This is a genomic window from Marinoscillum pacificum (genome assembly GCF_024714495.1).
Lineage (GTDB): Bacteria > Bacteroidota > Bacteroidia > Cytophagales > Cyclobacteriaceae > Marinoscillum > Marinoscillum pacificum.
Map to the genome: position 1 here is coordinate 102198 of NZ_JAMZMJ010000006.1, position 24398 is coordinate 126595.

At 39.0% G+C, this 24398-nt stretch carries 25 protein-coding genes; 10 read left to right on the plus strand and 15 right to left on the minus strand.

All coding sequences use genetic code 11. The features are described 5' to 3' along the window. Positions 1 to 77 precede the first annotated feature (77 nt). From NXS00_RS14975 to NXS00_RS14985, 3 genes are read right to left on the minus strand one after another with little or no spacing between them, the layout of a single operon-like run. The gene (locus tag NXS00_RS14975) at positions 78 to 863 is read right to left on the minus strand and encodes a YARHG domain-containing protein (RefSeq protein WP_258100039.1); all 786 of its coding nucleotides are present in this window, start codon (positions 861 to 863) and stop codon (positions 78 to 80) included. Continuing rightward, the gene (locus NXS00_RS14980) at positions 860 to 1366 is read right to left on the minus strand and encodes a hypothetical protein (protein WP_258100040.1); all 507 of its coding nucleotides are present in this window, start codon (positions 1364 to 1366) and stop codon (positions 860 to 862) included. Before NXS00_RS14980 ends, NXS00_RS14975 begins: the two co-directional genes overlap by 4 nt. 51 nt (positions 1367 to 1417) lie before the next feature. Further along, positions 1418 to 2203: a DUF3667 domain-containing protein gene (locus NXS00_RS14985; protein WP_258100041.1), complete on the minus strand. Its 786-nt coding sequence runs from the start codon at positions 2201 to 2203 to the stop codon at positions 1418 to 1420. A 5-nt stretch (positions 2204 to 2208) separates the two neighbouring features. Between NXS00_RS14985 and NXS00_RS14990 the strand changes: the two genes are divergently transcribed. Next, the gene (locus tag NXS00_RS14990; RefSeq protein WP_258100042.1) at positions 2209 to 2523 is read left to right on the plus strand and encodes a hypothetical protein; all 315 of its coding nucleotides are present in this window, start codon (positions 2209 to 2211) and stop codon (positions 2521 to 2523) included. Here NXS00_RS14990 and NXS00_RS14995 read toward each other — a convergent pair. Then, positions 2520 to 3473, minus strand: coding sequence for an ion channel (locus NXS00_RS14995; protein ID WP_258100043.1), 954 nt, complete (start codon positions 3471 to 3473; stop codon positions 2520 to 2522). The two genes, NXS00_RS14990 and NXS00_RS14995, sit on opposite strands and share 4 nt — an antisense overlap. 256 nt (positions 3474 to 3729) lie before the next feature. On the opposite strand from NXS00_RS14995, the gene NXS00_RS15000 reads away from it, so the two are divergent. The 3 genes from NXS00_RS15000 to NXS00_RS15010 all read left to right on the plus strand — a co-directional run bounded on the left by NXS00_RS15000 (position 3730) and on the right by NXS00_RS15010 (position 7424). Further along, positions 3730 to 5409 carry an ATP-binding protein gene (locus NXS00_RS15000; RefSeq protein ID WP_258100044.1) on the plus strand — a complete coding sequence of 560 codons (1680 nt, stop codon included), beginning with the start codon at positions 3730 to 3732 and terminating at the stop codon, positions 5407 to 5409. Between the two features lie 73 nt (positions 5410 to 5482). Further along, positions 5483 to 6376 (plus strand): YitT family protein, encoded by an 894-nt coding sequence (locus NXS00_RS15005; RefSeq protein WP_258100045.1) that lies wholly within the window; start codon positions 5483 to 5485, stop codon positions 6374 to 6376. Between the two features lie 67 nt (positions 6377 to 6443). Continuing rightward, positions 6444 to 7424, plus strand: a complete 981-nt coding sequence (locus NXS00_RS15010; protein ID WP_258100046.1) for a glycoside hydrolase family 5 protein — start codon at positions 6444 to 6446, stop codon at positions 7422 to 7424. On the opposite strand, the gene NXS00_RS15015 is transcribed toward NXS00_RS15010, so the two are convergent. The 4 genes from NXS00_RS15015 to NXS00_RS15030 are packed head-to-tail and all read right to left on the minus strand — an operon-like array spanning position 7418 to position 11800. After that, positions 7418 to 8176 carry a LytR/AlgR family response regulator transcription factor gene (locus tag NXS00_RS15015; RefSeq protein ID WP_258100047.1) on the minus strand — a complete coding sequence of 253 codons (759 nt, stop codon included), beginning with the start codon at positions 8174 to 8176 and terminating at the stop codon, positions 7418 to 7420. The genes NXS00_RS15010 and NXS00_RS15015 overlap by 7 nt on opposite strands. Next, a complete protein-coding gene (locus NXS00_RS15020) occupies positions 8176 to 9195 on the minus strand; it encodes a histidine kinase (RefSeq protein WP_258100049.1) in 1020 nt (339 codons plus the stop codon). Before NXS00_RS15020 ends, NXS00_RS15015 begins: the two co-directional genes overlap by 1 nt. After that, positions 9192 to 10217: a sensor histidine kinase gene (locus NXS00_RS15025; RefSeq protein WP_258100050.1), complete on the minus strand. Its 1026-nt coding sequence runs from the start codon at positions 10215 to 10217 to the stop codon at positions 9192 to 9194. Before NXS00_RS15025 ends, NXS00_RS15020 begins: the two co-directional genes overlap by 4 nt. A 41-nt stretch (positions 10218 to 10258) precedes the next feature. Next, positions 10259 to 11800, minus strand: a complete 1542-nt coding sequence (locus tag NXS00_RS15030; protein WP_258100051.1) for a hypothetical protein — start codon at positions 11798 to 11800, stop codon at positions 10259 to 10261. A gap of 195 nt (positions 11801 to 11995) precedes the next feature. On the opposite strand from NXS00_RS15030, the gene NXS00_RS15035 reads away from it, so the two are divergent. Continuing rightward, entirely contained in the window at positions 11996 to 13792 is a 1797-nt protein-coding gene (locus tag NXS00_RS15035; protein WP_258100052.1) for a hypothetical protein, read from the plus strand. Here the strand turns inward: NXS00_RS15035 and NXS00_RS15040 are convergent, their stop codons facing one another. The 4 genes from NXS00_RS15040 to prfA are packed head-to-tail and all read right to left on the minus strand — an operon-like array spanning position 13793 to position 18063. Then, positions 13793 to 15112, minus strand: a complete 1320-nt coding sequence (locus NXS00_RS15040) for a DASH family cryptochrome (RefSeq protein ID WP_258100053.1) — start codon at positions 15110 to 15112, stop codon at positions 13793 to 13795. 51 nt (positions 15113 to 15163) lie between these two features. Then, the gene (locus tag NXS00_RS15045) at positions 15164 to 15586 is read right to left on the minus strand and encodes a secondary thiamine-phosphate synthase enzyme YjbQ (RefSeq protein WP_258100054.1); all 423 of its coding nucleotides are present in this window, start codon (positions 15584 to 15586) and stop codon (positions 15164 to 15166) included. Further along, a complete protein-coding gene (locus NXS00_RS15050; protein ID WP_258100055.1) occupies positions 15583 to 16962 on the minus strand; it encodes a right-handed parallel beta-helix repeat-containing protein in 1380 nt (459 codons plus the stop codon). Before NXS00_RS15050 ends, NXS00_RS15045 begins: the two co-directional genes overlap by 4 nt. A gap of 27 nt (positions 16963 to 16989) precedes the next feature. Next, on the minus strand, positions 16990 to 18063 hold the full coding sequence (gene prfA, locus NXS00_RS15055; RefSeq protein WP_258100056.1) for a peptide chain release factor 1: 1074 nt from the start codon (positions 18061 to 18063) through the stop codon (positions 16990 to 16992). A 50-nt stretch (positions 18064 to 18113) separates the two neighbouring features. Here prfA and NXS00_RS15060 point away from each other — a divergent pair, with 50 nt between their 5' ends. The 4 genes from NXS00_RS15060 to NXS00_RS15075 all read left to right on the plus strand — a co-directional run bounded on the left by NXS00_RS15060 (position 18114) and on the right by NXS00_RS15075 (position 22185). Beyond that, on the plus strand, positions 18114 to 18770 hold the full coding sequence (locus NXS00_RS15060; RefSeq protein WP_258100057.1) for a Tll0287-like domain-containing protein: 657 nt from the start codon (positions 18114 to 18116) through the stop codon (positions 18768 to 18770). A gap of 107 nt (positions 18771 to 18877) precedes the next feature. After that, positions 18878 to 20401 (plus strand): M61 family metallopeptidase, encoded by a 1524-nt coding sequence (locus tag NXS00_RS15065; RefSeq protein WP_258100058.1) that lies wholly within the window; start codon positions 18878 to 18880, stop codon positions 20399 to 20401. Positions 20402 to 20473: 72 nt separating this feature from the next. Then, the gene (locus tag NXS00_RS15070; protein WP_258100059.1) at positions 20474 to 21196 is read left to right on the plus strand and encodes a carboxypeptidase-like regulatory domain-containing protein; all 723 of its coding nucleotides are present in this window, start codon (positions 20474 to 20476) and stop codon (positions 21194 to 21196) included. Further along, positions 21193 to 22185, plus strand: coding sequence for a transglutaminase domain-containing protein (locus NXS00_RS15075; protein ID WP_258100060.1), 993 nt, complete (start codon positions 21193 to 21195; stop codon positions 22183 to 22185). The genes NXS00_RS15070 and NXS00_RS15075 overlap by 4 nt, the downstream gene beginning before the upstream one ends. Here NXS00_RS15075 and NXS00_RS15080 read toward each other — a convergent pair whose 3' ends face one another. The 3 genes from NXS00_RS15080 to NXS00_RS15090 are packed head-to-tail and all read right to left on the minus strand — an operon-like array spanning position 22186 to position 23227. Beyond that, the gene (locus NXS00_RS15080) at positions 22186 to 22395 is read right to left on the minus strand and encodes a Kazal-type serine protease inhibitor family protein (protein WP_258100061.1); all 210 of its coding nucleotides are present in this window, start codon (positions 22393 to 22395) and stop codon (positions 22186 to 22188) included. A 3-nt stretch (positions 22396 to 22398) separates the two neighbouring features. Further along, positions 22399 to 22614, minus strand: coding sequence for a Kazal-type serine protease inhibitor domain-containing protein (locus NXS00_RS15085; RefSeq protein ID WP_258100062.1), 216 nt, complete (start codon positions 22612 to 22614; stop codon positions 22399 to 22401). A gap of 37 nt (positions 22615 to 22651) precedes the next feature. Then, positions 22652 to 23227 carry a DNA-3-methyladenine glycosylase I gene (locus NXS00_RS15090; protein ID WP_258100063.1) on the minus strand — a complete coding sequence of 192 codons (576 nt, stop codon included), beginning with the start codon at positions 23225 to 23227 and terminating at the stop codon, positions 22652 to 22654. A gap of 54 nt (positions 23228 to 23281) precedes the next feature. Here NXS00_RS15090 and NXS00_RS15095 point away from each other — a divergent pair, with 54 nt between their 5' ends. Then, positions 23282 to 24397, plus strand: coding sequence for a hypothetical protein (locus NXS00_RS15095; protein ID WP_258100064.1), 1116 nt, complete (start codon positions 23282 to 23284; stop codon positions 24395 to 24397). The last annotated feature ends 1 nt before the right edge of the window (position 24398 follow it).

The window sequence follows — 24398 nt, forward strand, 5'->3', positions numbered from 1 at the left end:
ATAAAATCAATTAGCTCACGAAATCAGAAAAGTCGTTCAACTACAGGTTTTGAAGTGGATTTGACATGTGGAAAATACTATTCTAATTCCAACTCTTTAATCAATTGCAAATTCAAGAGTTCTACAGCTGTCAAGTCTGTTTCATTTATTTCATCATGTGTAGCTTCATACCATTCATATTTCTGAAAGTAATCAAACCATTTCTGAGTTTTGAACCTATAACCATAACAGGCGAATATTTCGTTTCTCATGGTCGCTAACTCTTCTTTTGACAAAAGATGAAGCTCTTCTCTTGATAATACTTGGGTTGAGGTTTTGTAATATAATCGTGAGATGTCAACAACTTGTTCTCTAATTAGGTTGAAGTTTCCTGTTTCTTCTATCAGGTATGTATTTATTCGAATACTCTCATTGCCTGAAGGTTCATCAATACATTCTCCTTCCCACGCATAATCTTTTGTAACGATGATAGTATCATTAAATAAAAGTGTTTCAGTCGATTTCTGAAACGCGCAATCCGCTAGCTGATTATGTGTTTCTATAAGAGAGATAAGTTTTCCAGAATTGGTGAAGGAATACAAATGAATACTTTCACAAATTCCCCCAGCAATACATTCATATTGAACACTAACCATTGTAAAATCCTTATTGGAACGAACAACTGATTTGGCTGTTCGCTTTTCAAACTCCAATCTTTCTTCTGGAAATGGTCCTTTTATTCCCAAAAACTTCATTTGATCTTCCGGACTTATGGTTTTCCCAGGAAATAATTTCAAGAAATCAGAAAACGAACGATCATCCTGGGCAAAAAGACCTAATGCTATGAACAGTACTAAAACAGATGTGATAGTTTTTGGGATCATTTCAGTATCAAAATTGGTTTTTCAAGAGTCCCTATAATTTCTTCAATCTCAACCTTAGTTATATTAATAACCCCAATTTCTATTTTGTTAATATGCTCTTCTCTCCAGAATTGATGAGTTAGATACATCTCCTTGTCTTTAGGAATTAGAAAAGTAGTAAGGTTATCAGTAGTTGGTCCCCAGTCCAAAAAGCAATGTAGCGGATAAATTTGATCATCCTCAAGATCAAACTCTTCAGCTCCTTCGGTTCTTGTATTGAGAATAAACTCGTGTATTTCAGGTACCGTTAATCCTTCAAAGTAATTATCGAATTTGTTAAAGTCCGCTTTTTTAAGTCGCTCGATATCAAAGGCTAAACTTGTTATAAACTGAGGAACAAAAGCTAAATTATCATCAACGCCTACGTATTGATTGTTGACTACCACATCTATTTTTCTAAGTTGGTTTCCTTGATAATTAACGCCTACATCTATGGCAAAAGAATTTTTATCTCCAACTATCATCTTGATTCATGAAGTCTAACATCTCTCATCTAACATCCAGCTTCCATCTATCTAATACTGCGTTTTATAAATCAATACCGCAATCGCTAAGAAAATAACCGCTACGGAAACGATGTAAAGCACATTTAGGAAAATCAATCGCAACCAGGTAGAGAACCATTTTTTATCAAACACTCGCTTCAGTGCCATTAGCAAATAAATTTCCACAATTAATCCGCACGCTAACAACATCCATTGGTTGACACCATACATGGCCTGTGAAAAGTAAGAAGTAATAAAGATGTAGACTGTAAACAGCAGCAGTACAAATGCATGAAAGTGTACCGAGAAAATGAAAGAGGAGAGATAATACCGTCCTTTTTGTCGGAAAAGGAAATAAGTAAAAAAGGCAAAAAGCGGCAATAGGAAGAAAAAGAGCCGTGGCATCCAGATGTCGAAATAGGCATCAAAGAAAGCAGCATCCAGATTTTCACCATCCAGCTGTATAGGTTCCTTGCTACTGCTCAGCATCAAAAAAAAGAAAATACTGATGAAGATATACATCCGTAATGGCGGAATGTACCGCACACGCCTGCCATCTAGGTATTCACTCGTTAAAAATCCCGGATTGAATAGCAATGGCTTAACACTTCGGATAATTTTAGAATCAAACGTGAAGTAATCCCCCAGGAAATCAATGAAGAATTCCTTGAAATAAATGACCCGTTCTTTATGCTCCTGTCCACAATTTGGGCAGAAATGATGTGTGGTTTCAAGGTGAAAGCCACAATTCTTGCATATTTTAGCACTAGAGTCGTTCACAACGATAAGATTCGAAACGAAAATAAGAGGTTGCATCGTAAATGAAAACTTTTTGCATCATATGCATCTGTTTTGTTGCTTTTAGCTTCCACGCTTCTGCTCAGAAGATCGTGGTAGACTCCTCTTTTGCCAATGCCTATAAAAAAACCAGTACCACCACTCTTTCTCAACCTGCTGTAGAAAAAGAAGATTCCGAATCCTTTGGGGATCTTGTGGGTAAAATAGGCGAAGGAATCTGGCAGCGACTTAAATACCGATTGAATTTGGAAGAAGTCAAAGAAGGACTGGAGGCGAAAAAAGAAAAATTCTCTGGAAAACCGGAAGACGAAGATCAGTCAGGAAACAATGGTGGTTAAGCTTTCTTGCTTTCCACTTTATGAAAATCGCTGATCTTATTTAAATGAACATGTGTTTCACCCTGTGCTGCAGGATCAAACATCGGGTCAAAGTCCGCATCAAAGACGATCTCATCCGTATTGTACTCGTGAATTTGATGCACATAGGTGTTGAACGTGTCATCAAAACCTTTGAGAATGATCAAGAATTCCGCTCGCTCTTTACCTAATTCCAACACGCCTTTTTGATAGATGGGACTCTTCTCATCAATTGGATGAACAATTGTCCATGGCAGAGGAAACAGATTGATGAAATTAATTTCCAGATCCAAAGAGATGTAACGGCGTTTTTGCTCATGACCTTCATTCTGTAGAAATGAATACATCAGTCTGGCTTCCATATCGATCAATTGACTGTCTCGCATATTAGCAATTCGAAACTTGAGACCTTTGATCTCTTTATAAGGACTAACCAAAATTCTATTGCTAAAAAGAATCTTTGATCGGGCCTTCGAGAACCTACCGTACATTATCCCTGTCGCAAATGCAAAACCCAACACGCCTATCATGGACTCAAAAGCGGCAACAAAACTTGATGCTGGCCCCACCGGGCTTATCCGGCCGAAACCGACTGTAGTCAATGTCTGAGTCGAGAAGAAAAAACAATGGGTAAACTCGTTGTAAGAGTTGTCATTGTATTCTGTTAAATACTCTACACCAATCAGAAAATAAATTGTGCCGAAAAATAAATTAACCAAAATATAGCTCAGCGTAACAAAAGCAAAGAATCTGGCCCAGGACATGTTAATCAGCCAGTTGTAAAAAGAGAAGCCTTTCAAGCCAATTCCACGTTTTACCACATTGAATTGACCATTCTTACTGATAAAGCGGTCAGTGGATAATCGTCTGGTTCCCAGACCCAATTCCCTGAATTTCTCTGTGAAGTTATTTGTCTTTCTATTGACTGCCAAGGCTGGTTTTTATTGATGAAAATAGCTAATCTTATCCATAAGTATCATAGCAAAAGGATCAACCAAACGATTAAGTTCAGTGTTCTGATTTCCGCCGCCTACATTTCTCTTCTCTGCTATACAGAGATATCTGCCGATAGACAAGCGTAATTTGTCGAAATGGTCATGCAATACAAGAACCTGTCAGGGTAATTTTATCTTAATCAATTCGAATAATACAATTTTAACTACGATTAGACATATTTTAACTGGCAATGTGCCCCAACACTTTACCGAAAAAGAAGTAGCAAGAGTACTTGCGATCAACTCTTTTGGCTTTGTGATTGTGTTGGTGTGCCTGGTTTATTCATCCGTATTTTACAACATCGGTAATACCACAGCGAGCATCATTACTTTTTCCGTAGTGCTTGTTTGCCTGATGCCGATTGGGCTGAACTACGCCAAAAGATATGATTTTGCGAGACGACTCTATGTATTCTTCTCACCTATACTCATCCTTTATTACAGTTTATTAATCGGTGAAGAATATGGCGTAAGTTATTTCTTCATTGTAGTTTATGCTTTTCCATTCATTTTCTTAAAGCCTACAGAACGTGGATTAGCATTAACCTTTTTCATGTACAATTGTGCTTGTCTCATCATACACCATTTTGTTCCATTGCCATTTATAGAACCTTTGGTATTGACTGGTGTTCTCTCCATCATAGTAAAAGTGACTGTGTTTACGATGGTGATCTTTTTTGCCTTCGTGCTGTTCTTTGCTTTTTACCAAACCATCATCAAAAATGAACAGCGCCTTATTCAAACCAACCTGGAAATAGAAAAGGCACATCAAATCAAACAAGAATTTTTGGCGACTATGAGTCATGAGTTACGCACGCCTTTAAATGCTGTGGTAACGATCACCTCATTGCTAGACGAAAATCCAGAGCATAAGGACAAACTCACTTTTCTCAAATTACTGAAGCACTCCTCACACAATTTACTATCCATTGTCAATGACATTTTGGACTTCAGTAAACTGGAAGCCAATAAAATGAAACTTGAGTTCAGTACGCTGGACATTCGAGATACTTTGAGAAAAATAGTGGACACCTATTCCAGCTTGGCTGAAGAGAAAGGTCTTAAGCTAGTCATTGATGTAGATGATGAAGTTGGAAAAACCTACAAATTTGATGAGGTCAAGCTCGGTCAGATCATTGGTAACCTGGTTTCTAATGCCATCAAATATACCACTGCGGGTGAAGTCCGTGTTCATGTAGAAAAATTTAAGAGCACTGGACTATTTGATGAGTTGTATTTTGAGGTTATCGACTCTGGAAGTGGAATTTCAGCGGAAGACCTTCATAATATTTTTGAAAGTTTTACACAGATCAAATCTGTATTGACTCGTAATACAGGCGGCACAGGGTTGGGACTTTCCATAGTAAAGCGACTTTTGCAATTGCATAGTAGCGATATTGGGGTAGAAAGTGAGTTGGGCAAAGGAAGCAAATTCTACTTCTCACTAAACCTAAAATGCAGTACCAAGATTAACCTCCCAGAAAACAAGCAATTCAAGATTACAAACAATAAAAAAGTACTACTTGTAGAAGATAATGCGGTTAATGCCATGGTTGCCCAAAAGCTACTTCAAAATTGGGGGTTAACTATTGAAACAGCGGCTAATGGCCAGATTGCAGTTGAGGCATGTCAAAACGAGAAGTTTGATGTGATCTTGATGGACCTGCACATGCCAGTCATGGATGGATTTACCGCGACAAAAACTATTAGAGAATACAGTGGTCCCAATAAGTTTGCACCGATTTTTGCGTTGACTGCTGATGTAATGGGCGAAAACAACCAGGAATTCAACAAGTATTTTGATGGGTTCATTACCAAACCAATCCAGCAAGAGAAATTACAGGCCGCATTAATGAGCCGACTATCAGGCTAATATTTCCTGCCAGATAATATTCCTCATTCGTTTTTAGTAATTGCATGATATCTTTAGCGCGACTATCTACGATATGGCTAATAAAATCTCCATCGGTTCCGTAAGACAAATTACCAGAGAAACATTTCTCATGATTTTAGGTGTGCTTTGTGCGACCTTCGGTTTAGAAAGTTTCCTGTTACCTAATGACGTACTGGATGGAGGAGTTACAGGAATTTCCTTGTTGCTTGCGTTAGTCACAGAAGGAAGACCATCGGTATTTATTTTCTTAATCAATATTCCTTTTCTGATTTTAGGATGGTTCCAGATTGGAAAAACCTTTGCTATCAAGAGTTTCCTGACCATTTCACTTTTGGCAATAGTTATCTACAACTTTCATTTTCCAGTAATTACTGATGATTCGCTATTAGTTGCGGTTTTTGGAGGTTTCTTCCTAGGCTTGGGAATCGGCTTTTCCATTAGAGGTGGAGCGATTATCGATGGTACAGAGGTTCTAGCCATTTATCTGGGCAAAAAGACCGGTTTTTCGGTTGGTGAGCTCATTTTGATTTTCAACATTATCATATTCTCCGTTGCGGCATACCTATTATCAATAGAAACCGCACTGTATTCCATTATCACCTACTTTGCCGCATCCAGAACAGTGGATTTCGTGCTAGAGGGTTTTGATGAATACATCGGAGTGACCATCATTTCTGATTCACACAAGGAAATTCGTGAGATGATCCTGACCACACTACGCAGAGGAGCGACCATCTATCATGGGAGTAAAGGATTCAGTGAAATGCAGCAAAACGAATCAAATACCAATATCATTTATACCGTGATAACTCGTCTGGAGCTCGCTCGTCTAGAAGCAGAAATTCATAAAATCGATCCAAGTGCCTTCCTGGTCATGTCCAAAGTAAAAGACATCCGAGGTGGTATGATCAAAAAGCTTCCTTTAAAAAAGCTGAAGAAGAAATAGCGTTTTGAGCTACTATCATGCACAAATGAGGCCATTCCGATCTCAACAAATGGCATAAATTGAGTGCATGAAAACATGCATAACCCTCATTTGCTCGCTATTGGTTCTCACAGTTTCAGCGCAATTACCCCGATTAAAAGTAAAAGGCAATCAGTTTGTGAATGACAAAGGTGAAACCATCATATTGCGAGGTTACAATACGAGTGATCCTGCAAAACTGAATGAACAAGGCCATTGGGATTATTCGTACTTTGACGAGATCAAGAAATGGGGAGCAAATGTTGTTCGATTTCCCGTTCACCCTTCCAACTGGAGAAAACTAGGTACTAAGGCCTATTTAAGTTTATTGGATGAAGGCATACAAATGGCCACAGACAGAAACCTGTATGTCATTATCGATTGGCACAGCATTGGCAATTTATTGACTGAACAATTCTACAAGGAATCATACAATACGACCAATAAGGAAACATTAGCATTTTGGGAAACCATTGCTAAAAGATATGGGGAGAATCCCGTGGTGGCTTTTTATGAAATCTTCAATGAGCCAACCACCATGAAAGGTGAACTGGGTGACGCCTCCTGGTATGACTGGAAAGAACTCAATGAGTCGATTATTAAAACCATTCAATCAAAAGGTGGACAAGGAATAAGTCTGGTTGCTGGACACAATTGGGCATATGATCTTTCTGAAGCCCATGCAAACCCCATAAAACTGGAAAATGTAGCATACGTAAGCCATCCCTATCCGCAAAAACGTCCTCAACCGTGGGAAGAACAGTGGACCGCAGATTGGGGCAAGATGAAAGAAAAAGCTCCTGTTATCCTAACTGAAATTGGATTTGCAGGCGAAGAAGAGAAAGGCGCACATATTCCTGTGATTAGTGATGAGTCGTATGGAATGGCAATCACTGAATATTGCAACGCTAAAGAAATCAGCTATGTCGTTTGGGTCTTTGATGCAGAATGGGCTCCCGCTTTATTTAGCAATTGGAACTATGAGCCAACAAGACATGGCTCCTATTTTAAACAGGTTATGACTCAATGATTTCCTTCAAGCCATTTCTTAAAATCAGCAACTTTCTCGCGACTGACGATGATTTCTTTGTCTAAATCTGTTTCCGTTTGAATTTTCAATCGGCTATTTGAATACACCAAAACGTCTTTTACAGAGGCTATTCGTACAAGAAAGGTTCGGTTAACTCGAAAAAACTGTTTGGGGTCAAGCAATTGCTCCAGATCTTCTAGCTTGTAATCGATAATGTACTTTTTGCCTTCATTGTTCATTAGGTAAACCGTTCGGCCATCCGCATAAAACAATTGAATCTGATTGATTTCCAATGTTTGGATGTGTTGGCCCTGCTTCACCATGAAGCGATCTTTATACGAAGGATTGGCAATCTGCTGAATAACGCCACTGACATTCGGAGCATCGGACCACTGTTTCATATCCTGAAACTTCTTCAGCGATCGGGATAACTCTGTAAAGGTGACCGGCTTTAATAAATAATCAATACTGTGGTGTTTGAAAGCATCCAATGCATATTCATCAAAAGCGGTGGTGAAAATGATCGGTAGGCGCACATTCACCTGACTAAAAATTTCAAAACTTAGCCCATCAGACAGCTGAATATCCAGAAAAAGCAAGTCTGGCCACTCCTGATTGGATTGGAACCAGGCCACTGATTCGGATACGCTTTTAAGACGATCCATAATTTCAATCTCCGGATCATACTTGAGTAAGTATCGTTCCAATTTCTCAATAGCTGGTTGTTCATCTTCTATAAGCAATACTTTCATTAGGCCAGGGTGAGTTTAGGGATAGAAATGATCAAACCTTCCGAAGTGTGTTTCAACTTCATTTTACTATCCGTGTATAATGTATAAGTCGAGTACAGTTGATTAAAAATAGCATCGGTTGTTTCTGGTTTCACCAGGCGTTCGATCATACTTGCTTTAATTTCCAGAACCTCCTCGAAATCGCTGATATGGACATCAATGATATTGGAATGATGAATTACCGCAGCTCGGAAAATCATCTCCAATGATTTGACCAATACACCGGGAACAACAACAAAACTGCTCTTTATATCATGCTGTAAAATCAATTCTCTATTCGGCAAACTGTTCAACAGTGTGACAAACTGCTTCAAAGCATCTAATTCGGCTTTGATAGCAACCAATTCTTGCTTCTTTGACAACACGTATCGGTATACCACCGCCAACTGATCGAGAAACTCCTCAGCTTTATCCAGATCTTGTTTCGCGAGAATGATAAGTTGCTCCAGGCTTTCAAAAAGCAATTCTGGATTCACCCCTTGTTTGAACTCTACAAAATCACGCTGCACATTGGATTTCAATTCCTCCTCCTGACTCAAATAGGATTCATGAGTCTTTTTCAATAAATCATGACTGATAAATAAGACCAAATAGATCCAGGTAATCATCAAAAAGATGGCATTGAAAATAGTCATTTCGGTGATGATTGGACTAAAACCCAACACCCATTCGAAATACAAATACATGGAACCTGAAATAACCACGATGGTAGTCACTGATGAGATTAAAGCCGGTATCACAATGCCCCAGAAAGTCGGAGATAAGTGGCCCAACTTAGAAATCATCAAAATGGAAAACCGGGAAGATTCTTGAATCAAATAGGCCAATCCTATGCAGAAATACAGTTCTTGTCCCAAAAACTGCTGCTCCAAAGCCATCACATTGTTGTTGACCAGTAAAATCAGCAGATATACAATCGATCCACTGAATAATGGGCTAAGAATTCTGAATAAGGGCCGATGAACGAATAGTTGATTCATAATACCGGCAGTTTTACACGGAACTCTTCAGATTCAATCACTTGAATCGAGCGATTTCCTAGAAGTTGATAGCGCTCTCGAATATTGTCCAGACCAACACGAAATGACTCTACTTGATTGGGTTTACTAGTGATGTTATTAGTTACCATCCACCATTTGCCATCTCGAGTAATTTTGATTGATAGCGGATTCTGTTCATTGATCAAATTATGCTTCAGCGCATTCTCAATCAATAATTGGAGCGTCAATGGAGGCATCATGATATCACGAATCCCAGATTCCTCCTCTACATCGATAGTCAAATAACCACCAAACCGGACAAGTAACAGTTCCAGATTGGCTTTAACAAAAGACCACTCTTCGTCAAAAGTCACCAGCTTCTTCTCATAAGAAGGCAATGTGTATTGATAAACACTTGCCAGGTTTCGAATGTACTTTTCAGCCACTGCTAAATCCCGATGCAATAATGACGATATCGTGTTGAGGCTATTGAATAAGAAATGCGGAGTAAGTTGTGCCTTGAGCGCAGTGAGTTGTAAGTCTATTTGTTTTGTTTCCAACTTCACTGAATCCAACGTACTTTGCTGCAACTGATACACACTTCTGATCAACAGACTAATTACCGAATAGACCAAAACCAGTACAAAAACTGCAACCGCCAGTTTGAAGTAGATATCCCAGGAAATAAATCCAGTCAAAGTCACACCATATAAATAGACATAGACTGCCGAAATACCATAAACCAGTATACAGTTGATAAGAATAGTCAGCAAGAGCCCAATTCCACTCTGACGTTCGAGAGAAATAACCTTACTAATCATATTCGAAGCAAACCCGAGCAAATAGGCGATGCAAATCCCTACGAAACCAGCTCCAAGAATCACATGACTGTAGTCATTCCACAATTCTGGTTCGTTGTAAAACAGGAAAGTGAAGAGCATAATGCCTATCACTCCGCCTGATACAAAATAGGTTAGGTGTTTGGTCAACGTTTGGTTAGTATGTAAGAGGAAAGTTTTCATAGTCCACCGGGATACAAGTTACCACAGTGGACTGAAAGTATTTAGTAGTCCAGAGCTTTCATGGCTCTACCATAATAGGTATCTGAAGAAATGTTTTTCGCTGCAGCACGGTAAGCATCTTTTACTTCATCATCCATTCTGTTTACATGATCTGAAAGGAATACCAAAGACTCTGTGAAATAGTGATCCGAGTTAATTTCTGATACTGCACTCAACAAAGCCAGAACCTGACTTTTGGTTAAATCTTTTCTAGAAGCTGATTTGATGATTTCCGTAGAATAATGGGCAGAATTCAATGAACTGATCGCCGATGAAACTTCGTCCATCACTCTTATAGTAAGTTTCTGATCGCTCATTACTTTACTGATCACTGTACTTAGATAATGATCGGAATTCATAGAATTGGAGGCTACTTGCAATATCTCCACTACCACTTCTTCGTTTAAAGGCTTGTCCAACAATTTGGTTAATGTCTGCTGTAAATAATGATCAGAATTAACGTCTGAAACAGAATTCAATACCAGTTTAAAATCCGAAGTGCTCAACGATGCATGACTAAATAGTTGATCAAAAACATTGGTTTTGTAATGATCAGAGCCAATATCGTTAGTTGCTCGAATGATATTCGTCACATTGGCAGTACTGAGCTCCTGCGTTCTGATTACTTCCATCAAAACATTGCTCAAATAGTGATCAGATCCAATATCCGATCCTTGATTGAGCACTTCGTTCAGCTGAGTACTGGTCAAATCTTTACGTTTCAACACTTCCATCAACAAATTGGACTTGTAATGATCAGAACCAATGTCATTTGAGGCAGCAATCAGTTGAGTAAGCTGAGCTTCCTTGATTTGACTTGATTTCATAACATCCAGCAACACATTCGTTTTGTAGTGATCAGATGAAATTTCACCTGCCGCCATGATGAAATTGTTGACTGTCGCTGAAGAAACGCCGTATTTCTTCAAATAATTGCTCAAAATCTGAGACAGATAGTGATCTGAATTAACAGTTTCACCCGCCACTTTTAGTGCTTGTGCCTGATCCTGATCGGAAAGCGGTTTTTCAAAAGTCAGTTCAAAGTATTTATCGCTGACATAATCACTTTTCAATAGTGTTAATTCTCTGATCAATGCAGATGCACCACCTTTTTGATAGATTCTGTTAACTCTGGCTTCAGCCGCAATAGTGGTGGTTCTGACCAATTCAGGAAGTACTTCCGCTAGCCACTTTCTTCCTTCTGGTTCATAGTCTCTTTCTGACCAGCCTACGAAGTAGCGCTTACTTAGTCCATCACCATCAGACTCGATCTTGATTTTTCGTGAAGCACCAAATGAAGACTTTTCCAATTCGAAATATCCACCAGGACTAATGGAAACAATGTCTTTATCGTCATCCGAAATCTGAATTTTGCCTTCGTACTCCACATCAAACTCGCCAGAGATGTTATTGATGCGGTACGTCGACTTGCCTTTGTTTTCCAAATGATTGTAAGCAAGCTGAGCATCAGCAGTAAATACAATCGCTGCCAGTGAAATGGCTGTCAGGATTGCGATTAGAAGGTTCTTGTACTTTGAGTTCATTAGATCTTTAGGTTTTTGATGATCCAAAGATGTCATGAGACTCACACCATTAAAAATGGAATGTATTGAACTGTCGAGAAAATGTACTGAATTGTAGTATCTCAATATACCTAGCACTAGGTAGGTCAGAATTACCAAAATCAGCGGAATAAAAGGAAACGAGCAATAAATGAGATTTGTAGAAAGAATAATCAAATGCAAACTTCCTATAAACATTCCCAACAGGTTCTTCGTCAGTTGATTCTCAACCTTAGTTTTATTGTACTTCTGTGCAATACAAGTTGTAAACAAGATGATATCAGTCCTGAAGAAACTAACGCTGAAAATTTACAATTCACGAAAATTGTTGACCTGTCCAAATTCGCTGCAGCAGAAGCTATAAGCATCAGCCCCAATGGTAAATACTTATTGTTTTCTTACAAAGGCTCAATAGGAGCTACCAGTTACTTTTTTTCTTCAGATGGAGGAGAATCAGTGGAAGAAATTGAGCCAGATGCTGATAATCTCTTCATTAATACCAACATCAGCAATACAGGGGAGTTTTTCGCTCAAGCTAGTGCCAATGGTTATGGATATGCTATCACCGATTCGGGTGTAAAAGTCCGATTTTCAGATTACTATTCCAGGTTTGAAAAAGAGGTTAATGGACAATACGAAGATACAGGTATAGAAATACACGTTGATCCCTTCTACTTCGCTGGTGCGTCTGGAGAAAAGCTTGGATTCTTTGATTATAAAAACCTGATCATTGGTGAGTATGACGCTAGCACGAACACTTTCACTGAGCGAGAAGTCCCTGATTTAAATCTTCATAAAATTGGACCAGTAGGAGGTCAATACGAAGGAAAAATTAAAATCGCTTATAGTGAAGGATATTTTGCATTTGCCAAAAGCCAGGGAGTTCTTATTATTTCCCCAGATAACTCAGTCCAGTACTATCTATATCCAGAATCAGGTGCCAGCTATCTGAATACCACCGATCTTCGGTTATTTGGCGGATATGCCTATGTTAATCTAAATGGTAAAGCTTATGAAGCTCATGGAGATGCTGAACTGAAAGAGTTGGATTTGGCTTATCCAGTAGTTAGAACTGGAAACAGTCTAATCGGGTCTGGATTCATTGATGGTGGAGAACGATATGAGTCTGGGATTATCAGGGAAACAGATGGAAAACAAGAATATCTGCCGTTATCATTTCAAGAAGCCTATTTTCTAAAAGTGCAGGTGATACGGGACAAAGTTTATATTGGGAACAAAGTTTATGATCAAAACACCAAAACGTACAGCCAATCACCAATAGGCGAAATCATTGGGATTTATCATGATGAGAATCAAACCAATGCCTATACCACCACAGGAATGTATAGCAGTACGGATGGCGAAAACTGGACCGAAAGATCTTCCGAATTATTTGCTCCTGCACTTGTATCCAAGGATGCGAATGGACTATATCATGCTTTGGATGTATTCAGCCACACTTACAGATCTCCAAGCGATGGCACAGTTACTTATTTGTTTGATCAGGTTGGATATACTTCCTCCGATGGCTTTGCCTGGGAAGAACTGTCAGGTTCAAGAAGAACAGATAAACCCGGACTTGCTCCAAATGTAATGACTGGTGATGGGCTGGTATTTTACAAAGACACTTATTTAGATATTTCATATCAGAGTGTTACAACGGGATACATGAGTGATGATTATGGATTGAATTATGAAAAAATCGAGGATGGAAGTGTGCATGAGAACTTTGTTCTGCCAACATTGAAAACATCAGATGACAGACTGATTTCAGCTTATTTTGAAACTACTGGAGAATTGGTTTTTAACATATGTGATAGCCCAGCTGGTGATTGTAGCCGCACTGTTACCTTCACCAACATAGACCAACCAGAAAGTTTATACACCATAGAAGACTACATGTCCATGTCTGATGAAGATGAGTTAGTCGTTTCTACCTATACCGGAATCTATCTCTCTAAACCAATCAAATAATCACAGTTGCGAAGATTGTAAGGCATCTGGCCCTAGCCAGTGCCTTACATATTCTCCTTTTGGGTCATATTTTTCTGCTTGTCCCGGTACATTGAAGTATCGGTTTTCTCTTGGGTCATTACCTACTCCTGCTACATACATCCAATTGCCCCAATTGCTGCACACATCATAGTCCGTAAGCATGTGCTCAAACCAGGCTGCTCCCCAGCGCCAATCAATTTTCAAATCTTTGACGAGATAGCTAGCCACATTCTGTCTTCCTCGGTTGGACATAAAGCCTGTTAGCTTTAATTCTTTCATGTTGGCATCTACAAAAGGTTGACCTGTTTCGCTATTCATCCAGCGTTGAAAAACTGCCCGATCATTTTCATAGTCTGGAACCAGATCCTTTATTCCTCCTTTGAAGAATACCTTTCGGCCATATTTCAGACAAACGAACCGGAAATAATCACGCCAAATCAACTCAAACACCAGCCAATAGGTTGAAACATTCTTCTTACGCTCTTTTTCATAGCGCTGCACTTCATGGAATATACTTCTTGGTGAGATACAGCCATGCGCCAGCCACGGACTGAACTTAGATGAATAGTCTTCTCCCAATAACCCATTTCGGGTCCATTTATAATTTTTTAGTTCGTCAGCTTCCCAGAAATAATGTTCCAATCGCTCCCACGCCAATTTTTCTCCACCAACAAGGTGTATAGCCGTTCGCTCATCTTGCACCGCGTCTGACACTGAATATCCAAATTCATCTAAACCAGGAATTACAGTCTGTGGCAAAGGAGGAGACTTGATAAGATCAGGAGTTGCCACTTCTTCCCTTACCTTCGCATACTTTTCTTGTTTCTTTCTAAAAGAGGTAAACACATCCGGAAGTTGATCAATAGGCTGTATGAGATCATCCAGATGGTACAAAGTCGACTGCCAGATAAGTTCTAAGGAAGCGTTTCGCATTTCGAGTGCCTCCTGAACTGATCGTTCCTGATTTACTTCTTCCCAGGTCACTTCTTTGGAAGCATACACTTTACTGACACCATATTGCTGTGCCAAGTCAGCTAAAATGTCTACAGGATTGCCAGATTTGATTATTAAATCCGAGCCTAAGTTTTGCAAACTCTTTTTTAAGTCTTCCACTGATTCCAGCAAAAACTGGGTGTAAAAAGGACCAGTCTTTTTGAACCCATGATCAAGGTCTCTCCAGCGTGAAGTACTAAAAATGTAAACAGGGACAATTTGATCAGATTCTGATAAAGCTGTGGCTAAAACCGCATTGTCACGAATCCTTAAGTCATTGCGAAACCAAACAATAGATGTAGTCATGGTGCCGCAACCTCCTGTAGAAGGCTTTGGTTTTATTTCAGTAATTACGGGCTACTCACCCCAGGCAGTAATCACCAATTTTCTGGATCCACCATAGTCACGGTGCTCACACAGATAGATTCCTTGCCAGGTTCCAAGGTTTGGACGACCATTGGTAATTGGAATTTGAACTGAAGGACCCAATAAAGATGCTTTGATGTGAGCCGGCATATCATCTGACCCTTCATAAGTGTGTTCATAGTACGGTGCATTTTCCGGAACCATTACATTGAAATGTGATTCAAAGTCGGTTCTGACTGTTGGATCAGCGTTTTCATTGATGGTCAAAGAAGCAGAAGTATGCTTGATGAATACTTGCAGCATTCCAACTTTAAACTCCGAGATTTCAGGAATAGCATGCAGCACTTCACGAGTAATCAAATGAAAACCACGTCGATAAGAAGGAAGCGCTATTTCTTTTTGTACAAAACTCATTGTTTGTCTATTCTTTCGAAAGCCCCGATATCTGGCATTTCATCCCTTGGCATGCCATTGATATCATCTATGATCTTGATATCGATACCTTTATCCCGTGCATATGCTAATGAATCCAAACTAAAGTCAAAGCTGACAGGATCTACAAAACCAGGGAAATTACTCTGCTGAGAAGTGAAATTACCATCTATCTCGTCTTGAGATTTGATAATGTTGTTGGTTAGGAAAAGATCGAAAGCTGCTCCTCCTGCATTGCTAAAGGAAAGTTGCTCATCACCACGACCCCAGATAATGCTGTTAGTCATTTCCAGATATAAATCATTAGTTAATAACTCTCCATCACCAACTTCCACATTGTCAGTAAACACAAACAATGGATCATCATTAATGAAATAGCTAGTATTATTGGCGAATGTGCAATGTTCATATTTGTAATTCCCGCCTGCCAGATTTGCCACCAGGTACTGATTCACATTGTAAATCTGAGTGTTGTACGCATAGACATCCGAAGTGTAAGCCAAAATTCCTGCAACAGACATGTTTCGGATGGTGGAATGAGAAACAATGACATCATAATCCGAATCATCATCTGGAGAACCTATTCTCAAACCAACCTGGCCGTTTTCGATATCTGCGTATCGTATTTCATTGTTTTTGCTTCCTTCCAAAAAGAAAATGCCTCCCCATTGGCCCGGAGCAATTAAGAAGTTTTCATCGAAACGTGTATTTCGAATGGTCACATGGTTTCCAGAATCACCTAAGATCTTCAAAGTCCCCTGAACATAAAGTGATGCTCCATTGTCAATGTAGATTTTAGTACCCGGCTCTACTGTCAAAGTGCATAAGGAGTCAACCAGGGCCAGATTATAAATCACATAAGGCCGGTCCTTGGTCCAAACTTCATCACAAATCGCTTCATTGTTAATGTAGTTGGCATCTTGTCCCCAAGCCACCAATTTCACATGACCAGAATTGCCATTCCACTCAATGATTACTGAATCCTTGACTAAATAAGGCATATTTTGATTTTGTGGATCAATGGTAACATCTACCAATACCATCAAACTATCTCCTCCAAAAAGGACTTCATTCTGAACGCTCGTGCTGGACTTTCCATTGATAATCACAGAATAATCCGAATCAGCACCTTTTCCCAATCGGATATCTGATATTTCAACAGCCTTAGAATTCGGATTGTAAATTCGAAAGCGCTTAGTCAAGCTTTGTTTGGCTGTCAATAACGTATCAAAAAGCACCGTATCACTACTTACAATTAGTGACAGATTGGAATCACTGCTTATTTGTTCTTCTTGTGGTTCACAGGAAAGAACAACCAAAACACTTAATGACAGAATGAAATAATAGATTCGATTCATGATAGGAGCAACGCTCTAATGGGTTCTTTATTCTGTTCCCTCTGCCTTTAGGAGTTCCGTATTCTCAGCAATTCGAAGCTTTTCAACAAATTCTTCTATATCACCTGCTACGATGGTTGGCAAATTATACACTGTATGATTGATTCGATGATCGGTAACACGTCCTTGTGGATAATTATAGGTTCTGATTTTATCTGATCGATCTCCCGAACCCACCATTGTTTTACGTTGGGAACTGATTGCTTCATTGTGTTTCTTCAACTCAATCTCATACAACCTAGATCGAAGAACTTTCAACGCTTTGTCATAGTTGGCGTGCTGAGATCGTCCATCCTGACACTCTACCACCAACCCACTTGGTGCGTGTGTTAGTCTTACAGCAGATTCCGTTTTGTTAATGTGCTGTCCACCAGCTCCGGACGCTCTAAACGTATCTTTTCGGATATCGCCCATGTTTAGTTCCACATCTACTTCCTCCGCTTCTGGCAAAACTGCTACCGTAGCAGCTGAAGTGTGCACACGGCCTTGAGATTCTGTTTGCGGTACTCTTTGCACTCGGTGAACGCCAGACTCAAACTTGAGTTTGGCATAAACATCTTCTCCTTCTACACTCGCTACAATTTCCTTATATCCTCCAGAAGAACCTTCATTCACGTTCATCACTGAAAATGTCCAACCTTGAGATGATGCATAGTTCTGATACATTTTGAACAAGTCTCCAGCGAAAATCGCTGCTTCATCACCACCAGTACCAGCTCTGATCTCTAAAATAACATTCTTACTGTCATTCGGATCTTTCGGGATCAGCATAAACTTGAGCTCTTCATGAAGCTCTTCTTCTTTTGGCTCCAGATCGGATAATTCCATTTTCGCCATTTCGCGAAACTCCTCATCCTTTTCTGTTTCCAATACTTCTTTAGCATTTTTGATATTACCAGTGACTAAAAGATACTCATTGTATTTGTTCACAATCTTCTCCAAATCACGGTACTCCTTGTTCAACTTGGCATAGTTATCCATGTCAGCGATTATATCCGGCTGAACTATCAGTTGACTTACCTCCTCAAACCTTTTTTTGATTGCCTCAAGTTTATCAATCATCTCCTTTAACTTTAGTCTGCAAAATTATACAAAGCGAACCGACTTTTGTGATGAGACCTAAAAACATCCTGATTCCAACCCTAATCTGTGCTTTCTTCTTGTGTCTAATTGGGTGTAAACCTGATAAACCCGTTGACAGAGAAGCGGTGAAAAAAGAACTGGAAGCGCGAGAATTCAAACGAGTAACAGAAGGGGAAATCATGGCAAAAGGAGAGGAGATCGCTAAATCAGCTCTCAAAGTAACCGCACAAACTTTTCAATCTGCTTTGATGACGGCCATTCAGGAAGAAGGTGTTCCTGGAGCAATTGAGTATTGCAATACCAATGCTATGGAGATTGTGAAGAAACTCGAAGACAGTTTGAATATCTCCATCAAGCGAGTGACCAACAAAACAAGAAACCCTGCTGATTCACTTACAGGCATCGAAAAGGAAATTTGGGAAGCTTATAACTATGACCCAAGTCAGGCAACTGCTCAACTTCAAGAGTTCAGCGATACCGAATTGATTTTTACTCAACCTATCATGATTGGATCTGGTGTTTGTCTGAATTGCCACGGCGGAGTGGGGGCAGAATTGACTAACGAAAACTATGAGTTTATTAAAACACTATATCCAAATGATCAGGCAACAGGCTATCAACTGGGAGACTTACGAGGCATGTGGCGATTGATCATTCCTAAGAAAACAGTGGTCAACGCGCTTTAATTAAATATGATTGCCATTTATCATCAAATAAGTGGCATCAACACTTCTATTGCGTGAATTTGTCAATTGATCTTATAGATTTAATGGATCAACCATTTCCAAATTCAATGAATCGCTTCTTTCTTTTATTTACCATTCTGATTAACAGTCTTTACGCGTTTAGTCAGAATAGCATTCACTATAGCATCTCGGTTCCCAGTCCAAAAACAAATTCATACGAGGTGAGTATGGCCATCAAGGGAATTGAATCGGATACTATCACACTGAAAATGCCTCAATGGCACCCAGGTTATTACCAAATCATGAGTTATGGTAAAGATGTAAAAAACCTAAACCTGGTCACTGGCAAAAAATCAACTGCTCAAGTAGAACAAGCAAATTTCAACACATGGAATATTTTTGGAATAACTAGTGGAGAGATTACGGTTAAGTATCAAATTCAAACGCATCGAGAATTTGTTGCCAATAGTTATGTGGATAAAAATCGAGCTTATATTATCCCCGAGAACACCTTCCTATATATTCCAGGCAAATTGAACATTAGCCCTACGGTAGAAATCGACCTTCCTGAAATTTGGTCTTCCATTGCAACCGGACTTCAGAAAACAAGTAGCAAGACTTATCAAGCGGAAGACTATGACATCTTATACGATAGTCCAATTCTACTTGGGAATCTTGAAAGTTTACCAGCTTTTGAGGTCGGTGGTAAGAAGCACCAATTCATTGGATACAATATCGGAGAGTTTGATAAGGAGCTTTTTAATAGTCGACTAAAAGATGTAGTACAGACTGCTTCGGATTTGATTGGTGATATACCTTATGAGGAATATACGTTTATTGGAATTGGAGCTGGGCGAGGTGGAATTGAGCACCTTAACAACACAACCGTCAGTTTTGATGGCAATCAGCTGAAAACAGAGAAAGACTACAATCGCGTGCTGAACTTTCTAGCACACGAATATTACCACCATTACAATGTCAAGCGGATCAGGCCATTCGAGCTAGGGCCATTTGACTATGAAAATGGAAACAGGACCCATATGCTTTGGGTAAGCGAAGGGCTTTCTGTTTACTATGAGTACATCATCACCAAAAGAGCGGGGATTGCTAATGACGAAATGTTCTTATCTAATTTAAGTCACGATATCACCGAACTAGAAAACAATCCCGGTAAAAATTATCAGTCTTTAGCCGAATCCAGCTTTTACACCTGGCGAGATGGGCCAATGGGAACAAGTGGTTCGGACCCTGAAAAGGCTATCTCTTATTACATCAAAGGGCCAGTGGTTGGGTTGTTGTTGGATTTAGCTATTCGAAATGCTACAGAAAACGAGAAAAGCCTTGACGATGTGATGCGTTTGGCCTACTTCAGGTTCTATAAAGACAAAAACCGAGGTTTTACAGATTCAGAGTTCAATTCTCTCTGTGAAGAAGTGGCCGGTGCTGCTTTGACCGAGATTTTCGAATATGTCTATACCACCAAAGCTCTTAATTATGATAAATACTTGTCCTATGGTGGCTTGAAGCTAGAAAAATCCGAATCTAGTGAAAAAACGATCTATCAACTTACGATTGATAATAATGCCTCTGATAGACAGAAAGAAATTCTTAATGGGATAGTTGGTGAATAATTCTTAACTTTTTTCTTCCTCATTTTTGGAATCTTTCTTGAAGCTGCATCATAAGATAAAAACAAGAGAATTATGAGTAAGAAGTTTGACTTAAGAATACCAAAACCTTGTGATGAAGATTGGAATAATTTTGATAAAACAGAGAATGGCGGGTTTTGTCAGTCATGTCAGAAAAACGTGATCGATTTTACGACTATGACTGATCATCAGATCATTGATTACTTTAAAAATACAAATAATAATACATGCGGTAGATTTCATAAAGACCAATTGAAACACTACCATATGATAGGAGTCTCAAAGTCTAATTCATTTCTCAACTGGATAAAAGCAGGGACCTTGAGTTTCTCGTTGTTATTGAGTTCTGAAAATGAAGCGTCTGAATTAAAAGCACCTCATTCATTCACTGTAAAGCAGCAATATCCAAATTTGAAAGACCAATCATCTGAACAAGATCAAACTGATCCAATCACGATCAAAGGTAGGGTTACTGATGAGGAAGGTTATACTATACCCGGCGCCAATATTGTTATCAAAGGGACTTCCCGAGGAACTACTGCGGATATTGACGGCAATTTTACATTAGAAAATGTACATATAGGCGATGTCCTTATTGCTAGCTTCATCGGTTTAGAAACACTTGAGTACAAAGTAAAGTCTTCCGATTCTGATATTGCCTTATCACTTGAGCTTGATATGAGCTATGCACTAACAGGAGAAGTAATTGTTGGAGGTGTTTATAAAACCAACCCATTCAATCGCTTATGGTACAAAATGAAATCTATCTTTAGATGATATTTAGCCGGTTAGTTATCATTCTTTTTTTACTATTTCATTTTCAGTTAACCAACGCTCAAACTCACAATCGTTTTGAAAAAGCAGATAGCATTGTTGCCCATTATCCCAATCACGGAACCGATAATCTTCCGTATTTGGCTCATATACTAACGGATTCACTAGATACAGACATTGAAAAATATAGAGCCATATTTATGTGGGTCAGTCATAATATCTCCAATGACTATTATTTATATCGAGAAAACATTCGGAATAGAAACAAATTGAAAAACAATCCGGAAAAATTGTCTAGATGGGAGAGAAACTATAGCGCAAAAGTTTTTAAAAGACTTAATAACACCCAACAATCTATGTGTACGGGATATGCTTTTCTAATTCATGAGCTCTGTCTTCATGCCGGTATTAAATCTAAAATTATTAATGGATATGGTAGAACAAGTACTACAAATGTGAAAAAGTCTAGTCCAATAAATCACTCCTGGAATGCTGTACTCATTGAAGACGATTGGTATTTATCAGATGCAACTTGGTCTAGCGGATATATCAGATCCGATAACAAATCTTTTGTACCTGTAAAGGATGACAGTTACTTTCTTATTGATCCACAGCAGTTTTGGAGAACACACTTTCCTGAAGATATGAATTGGATCTTATTTGATAATCCTCCACAATTCGAGGATTTTATTAATGGGCCAATTATTTACAGGTCGTTTTATAAATTCAAATTAGAACTATTATCATCCCCTGGTTTTAGAGTAGAAGTAGATAACAAGGAGCCAGTGGTTATTGCATTAAAGCACTTGGACCCAACACTGAAACCCCATTTCACTTATAATTTGAATTCAAATAAGATAAATGCATCTCAAGTAGCAAATGAGGATTCTACATACTATCTAACTTTTGAATTCAAAAAGTCCGGCATTTATGATCTGCAGATTTTGGCAAACAATGAAAATCTCTTATCCTATCAAGTAGTTGTGAAGTAATTACTCACACTCTCCCTCCGTATAAGTCATAACCCCTTCATTTTCGGCAACACAAGCATTTCCATAAGTGACTCCATTACACCCGCAAACAGGGCGATAGTCCATGGTACATCCGGTTGGCTCTGTGACTTCTACAATGACACAATCTGTTTCCTCTTCCACACAAGAAAAGAGGACCAGAGATAACAAAAGGAAGACGTAAGTTTTCATAAGCTATTTACAAGAACCACTAGTATAACTCGAAACTCCGGCATTCTCTGCAACACAAGCATTACTGTAAGTTTTGCCATCACAGCCACAAACAGGAACATATTCTCTGGAACAAGACATTAATGGTCTTTCATCTGTGATGCAGTCATCACTTTCTTTCTTACATGCCAGGAGGCAAAAAACGATTGAAAAAGAAAATGCACTAAGTAGTCGGGTCATGGCATAAAGACCCATTATCTTCTTAATTGGTTGGTGGTTATTGCATCACTTCCTGATATCTAAAGCAATCCACGGTATGGTCATTGATCATCCCAACTGCTTGCATGTGTGCGTAAATCGTAGTTGAGCCCAAAAATTTAAATCCGCGTTTTTTTAAATCTTTAGCCAGAGCATCAGATTCGGAAGTTGTTGCTGGAGCATCCTTATAATTGGTCCATTTATTGACAATTACCTGATGATTCACAAAACCCCAGATGTATTTGTCAAATGAACCAAACTCATTCTGAACCTCAATGAATCGCTTTGCATTATTCACAGCAGCAACAATTTTCATTCGGTTTCTAACAATTTCAGGATTCTGAACGAGTTCTTCTATTTTGGCATCATCATATTTTGCCACTTTAGCAACGTCAAAATCTGCAAATGCTTTTCGATATCCGTCACGTTTTCGCAAGACTGTACTCCAGCTTAAACCTGCTTGAGCACTCTCCAAAATCAGAAACTCAAAATGAATCTGGTCATCATGAATTGGTTTACCCCATTCTTCATCATGGTATTTGATGTATTCTTCAAAAGTATTTGTTACCCAACCACATCTTTTTAGTTCAGCCATACTAGTCTTGCGCTTTGCCGGTTAATATATAAATTTAATTCACACTTGAGTGATATGCATTTGACCTATAAATTTTTATTTGTAATTATTCTTATCGGATTCAGCCTAAAGTCAGAAGCTCAAACAGAGATTTTTGATATTGGAGGCCCTAAGTTCTTAAATGTATTGGAGGAATTGCCAGAAGACTTAACAAGTCAAAGGTCTTTGGTTATCATTTCAATTCCAGTACAAGAGAAAGGTGGCTTTAAAGTCCGTGGTGATTGGCAAAAATTGGCCGTGAAAAGCCATAAGTTCCTCAGACAAATTGGTGTAGACCCTATAGGTTACGTTTATTTAGATGATCTCAATGCTGGTCCTGAAGTAAAAAGTAGTTTTCTGAACCTAATGAGAACACGGAAAGTAACAAACCTTGTTTTAGTTTCACAGACCGGAGAGTTACCCAATGAAGAATTCAGTATCATGGTGACTCCATTTTCTGAAGCTGAAAAAGGATATCTGGCTAGCGGTCAAAATGCCTGGTATCAGAAAAACCCTGAACTGGAGCGAGTGATGATCAACCTGGGAAGGCAAGTTCTTCGACAAGAAATGGAACGATCTAATTTCCTAATTCCAGAAGTCCCTGAATATCTAAATGATTTTGCTGTAGTAGATGGTACACGCTATGAAAACTTCCCAAGCAGAATCCAGAATTATAAGATTGCGGTGGTGTCATTCCAAAAATTAACTCCTTCTGGAAATATGAGTGCCGATGCTTCTGCTCAAATCGAATACTACAACAAGAAGGTAGATCAAAAGAATGCTCTTTTGGCGGAGCTTCTTAAAAAATATCCGTTTCAATACGAACTAGTCAACACATCAGATAATGATAAATTGTATAAGGATGGATTCCAATATGTACTCATTCCGCTACAAAGTACGGGTCGATCCATCAAAAGCATATTGAAGTATCCGGTTGTTGCTTCAGAAACTCATCAGATGAGCACGGTATACAAAGTGACTGGAGAATCGGAACTTAGAAAAATGCCTGCAGATGCCAACCTTACCAAGTATTACATCAAGCAAACAGTAGTCAATGATATCCATGTAGGAGAAGTGTGGGATGCAGACGTTTCCTGGGATTTAGCTTTGAATAATTTCATCTTGAGTATTCGCAAAGCATTTAACAAATAAG

What these genes read in the sequence shown, in the direction of transcription:
- NXS00_RS14975 (WP_258100039.1), bottom strand. Translation starts at nt 863, where the DNA reads ATGATCCCAAAAACTATCACATCTGTTTTAGTACTGTTCATAGCATTA.
- NXS00_RS15060 (WP_258100057.1), top strand. Translation starts at nt 18,114, where the DNA reads ATGAGACCTAAAAACATCCTGATTCCAACCCTAATCTGTGCTTTCTTC.
- NXS00_RS15080 (WP_258100061.1), bottom strand. Translation starts at nt 22,395, where the DNA reads ATGAAAACTTACGTCTTCCTTTTGTTATCTCTGGTCCTCTTTTCTTGT.
- NXS00_RS15065 (WP_258100058.1), top strand. Translation starts at nt 18,878, where the DNA reads ATGAATCGCTTCTTTCTTTTATTTACCATTCTGATTAACAGTCTTTAC.
- NXS00_RS15085 (WP_258100062.1), bottom strand. Translation starts at nt 22,614, where the DNA reads ATGACCCGACTACTTAGTGCATTTTCTTTTTCAATCGTTTTTTGCCTC.
- NXS00_RS15005 (WP_258100045.1), top strand. Translation starts at nt 5,483, where the DNA reads ATGGCTAATAAAATCTCCATCGGTTCCGTAAGACAAATTACCAGAGAA.
- NXS00_RS14980 (WP_258100040.1), bottom strand. Translation starts at nt 1,366, where the DNA reads ATGATAGTTGGAGATAAAAATTCTTTTGCCATAGATGTAGGCGTTAAT.
- NXS00_RS15030 (WP_258100051.1), bottom strand. Translation starts at nt 11,800, where the DNA reads ATGAACTCAAAGTACAAGAACCTTCTAATCGCAATCCTGACAGCCATT.
- NXS00_RS15070 (WP_258100059.1), top strand. Translation starts at nt 20,474, where the DNA reads ATGAGTAAGAAGTTTGACTTAAGAATACCAAAACCTTGTGATGAAGAT.
- NXS00_RS15050 (WP_258100055.1), bottom strand. Translation starts at nt 16,962, where the DNA reads ATGAATCGAATCTATTATTTCATTCTGTCATTAAGTGTTTTGGTTGTT.
- NXS00_RS14990 (WP_258100042.1), top strand. Translation starts at nt 2,209, where the DNA reads ATGAAAACTTTTTGCATCATATGCATCTGTTTTGTTGCTTTTAGCTTC.
- NXS00_RS15075 (WP_258100060.1), top strand. Translation starts at nt 21,193, where the DNA reads ATGATATTTAGCCGGTTAGTTATCATTCTTTTTTTACTATTTCATTTT.
- NXS00_RS15020 (WP_258100049.1), bottom strand. Translation starts at nt 9,195, where the DNA reads ATGAATCAACTATTCGTTCATCGGCCCTTATTCAGAATTCTTAGCCCA.
- NXS00_RS15010 (WP_258100046.1), top strand. Translation starts at nt 6,444, where the DNA reads ATGAAAACATGCATAACCCTCATTTGCTCGCTATTGGTTCTCACAGTT.
- NXS00_RS15095 (WP_258100064.1), top strand. Translation starts at nt 23,282, where the DNA reads ATGCATTTGACCTATAAATTTTTATTTGTAATTATTCTTATCGGATTC.
- NXS00_RS15015 (WP_258100047.1), bottom strand. Translation starts at nt 8,176, where the DNA reads ATGAAAGTATTGCTTATAGAAGATGAACAACCAGCTATTGAGAAATTG.
- NXS00_RS15045 (WP_258100054.1), bottom strand. Translation starts at nt 15,586, where the DNA reads ATGAGTTTTGTACAAAAAGAAATAGCGCTTCCTTCTTATCGACGTGGT.
- NXS00_RS14985 (WP_258100041.1), bottom strand. Translation starts at nt 2,203, where the DNA reads ATGCAACCTCTTATTTTCGTTTCGAATCTTATCGTTGTGAACGACTCT.
- NXS00_RS15040 (WP_258100053.1), bottom strand. Translation starts at nt 15,112, where the DNA reads ATGACTACATCTATTGTTTGGTTTCGCAATGACTTAAGGATTCGTGAC.
- NXS00_RS15025 (WP_258100050.1), bottom strand. Translation starts at nt 10,217, where the DNA reads ATGAAAACTTTCCTCTTACATACTAACCAAACGTTGACCAAACACCTA.
- NXS00_RS15090 (WP_258100063.1), bottom strand. Translation starts at nt 23,227, where the DNA reads ATGGCTGAACTAAAAAGATGTGGTTGGGTAACAAATACTTTTGAAGAA.
- NXS00_RS15035 (WP_258100052.1), top strand. Translation starts at nt 11,996, where the DNA reads ATGCAAACTTCCTATAAACATTCCCAACAGGTTCTTCGTCAGTTGATT.
- prfA (WP_258100056.1), bottom strand. Translation starts at nt 18,063, where the DNA reads ATGATTGATAAACTTGAGGCAATCAAAAAAAGGTTTGAGGAGGTAAGT.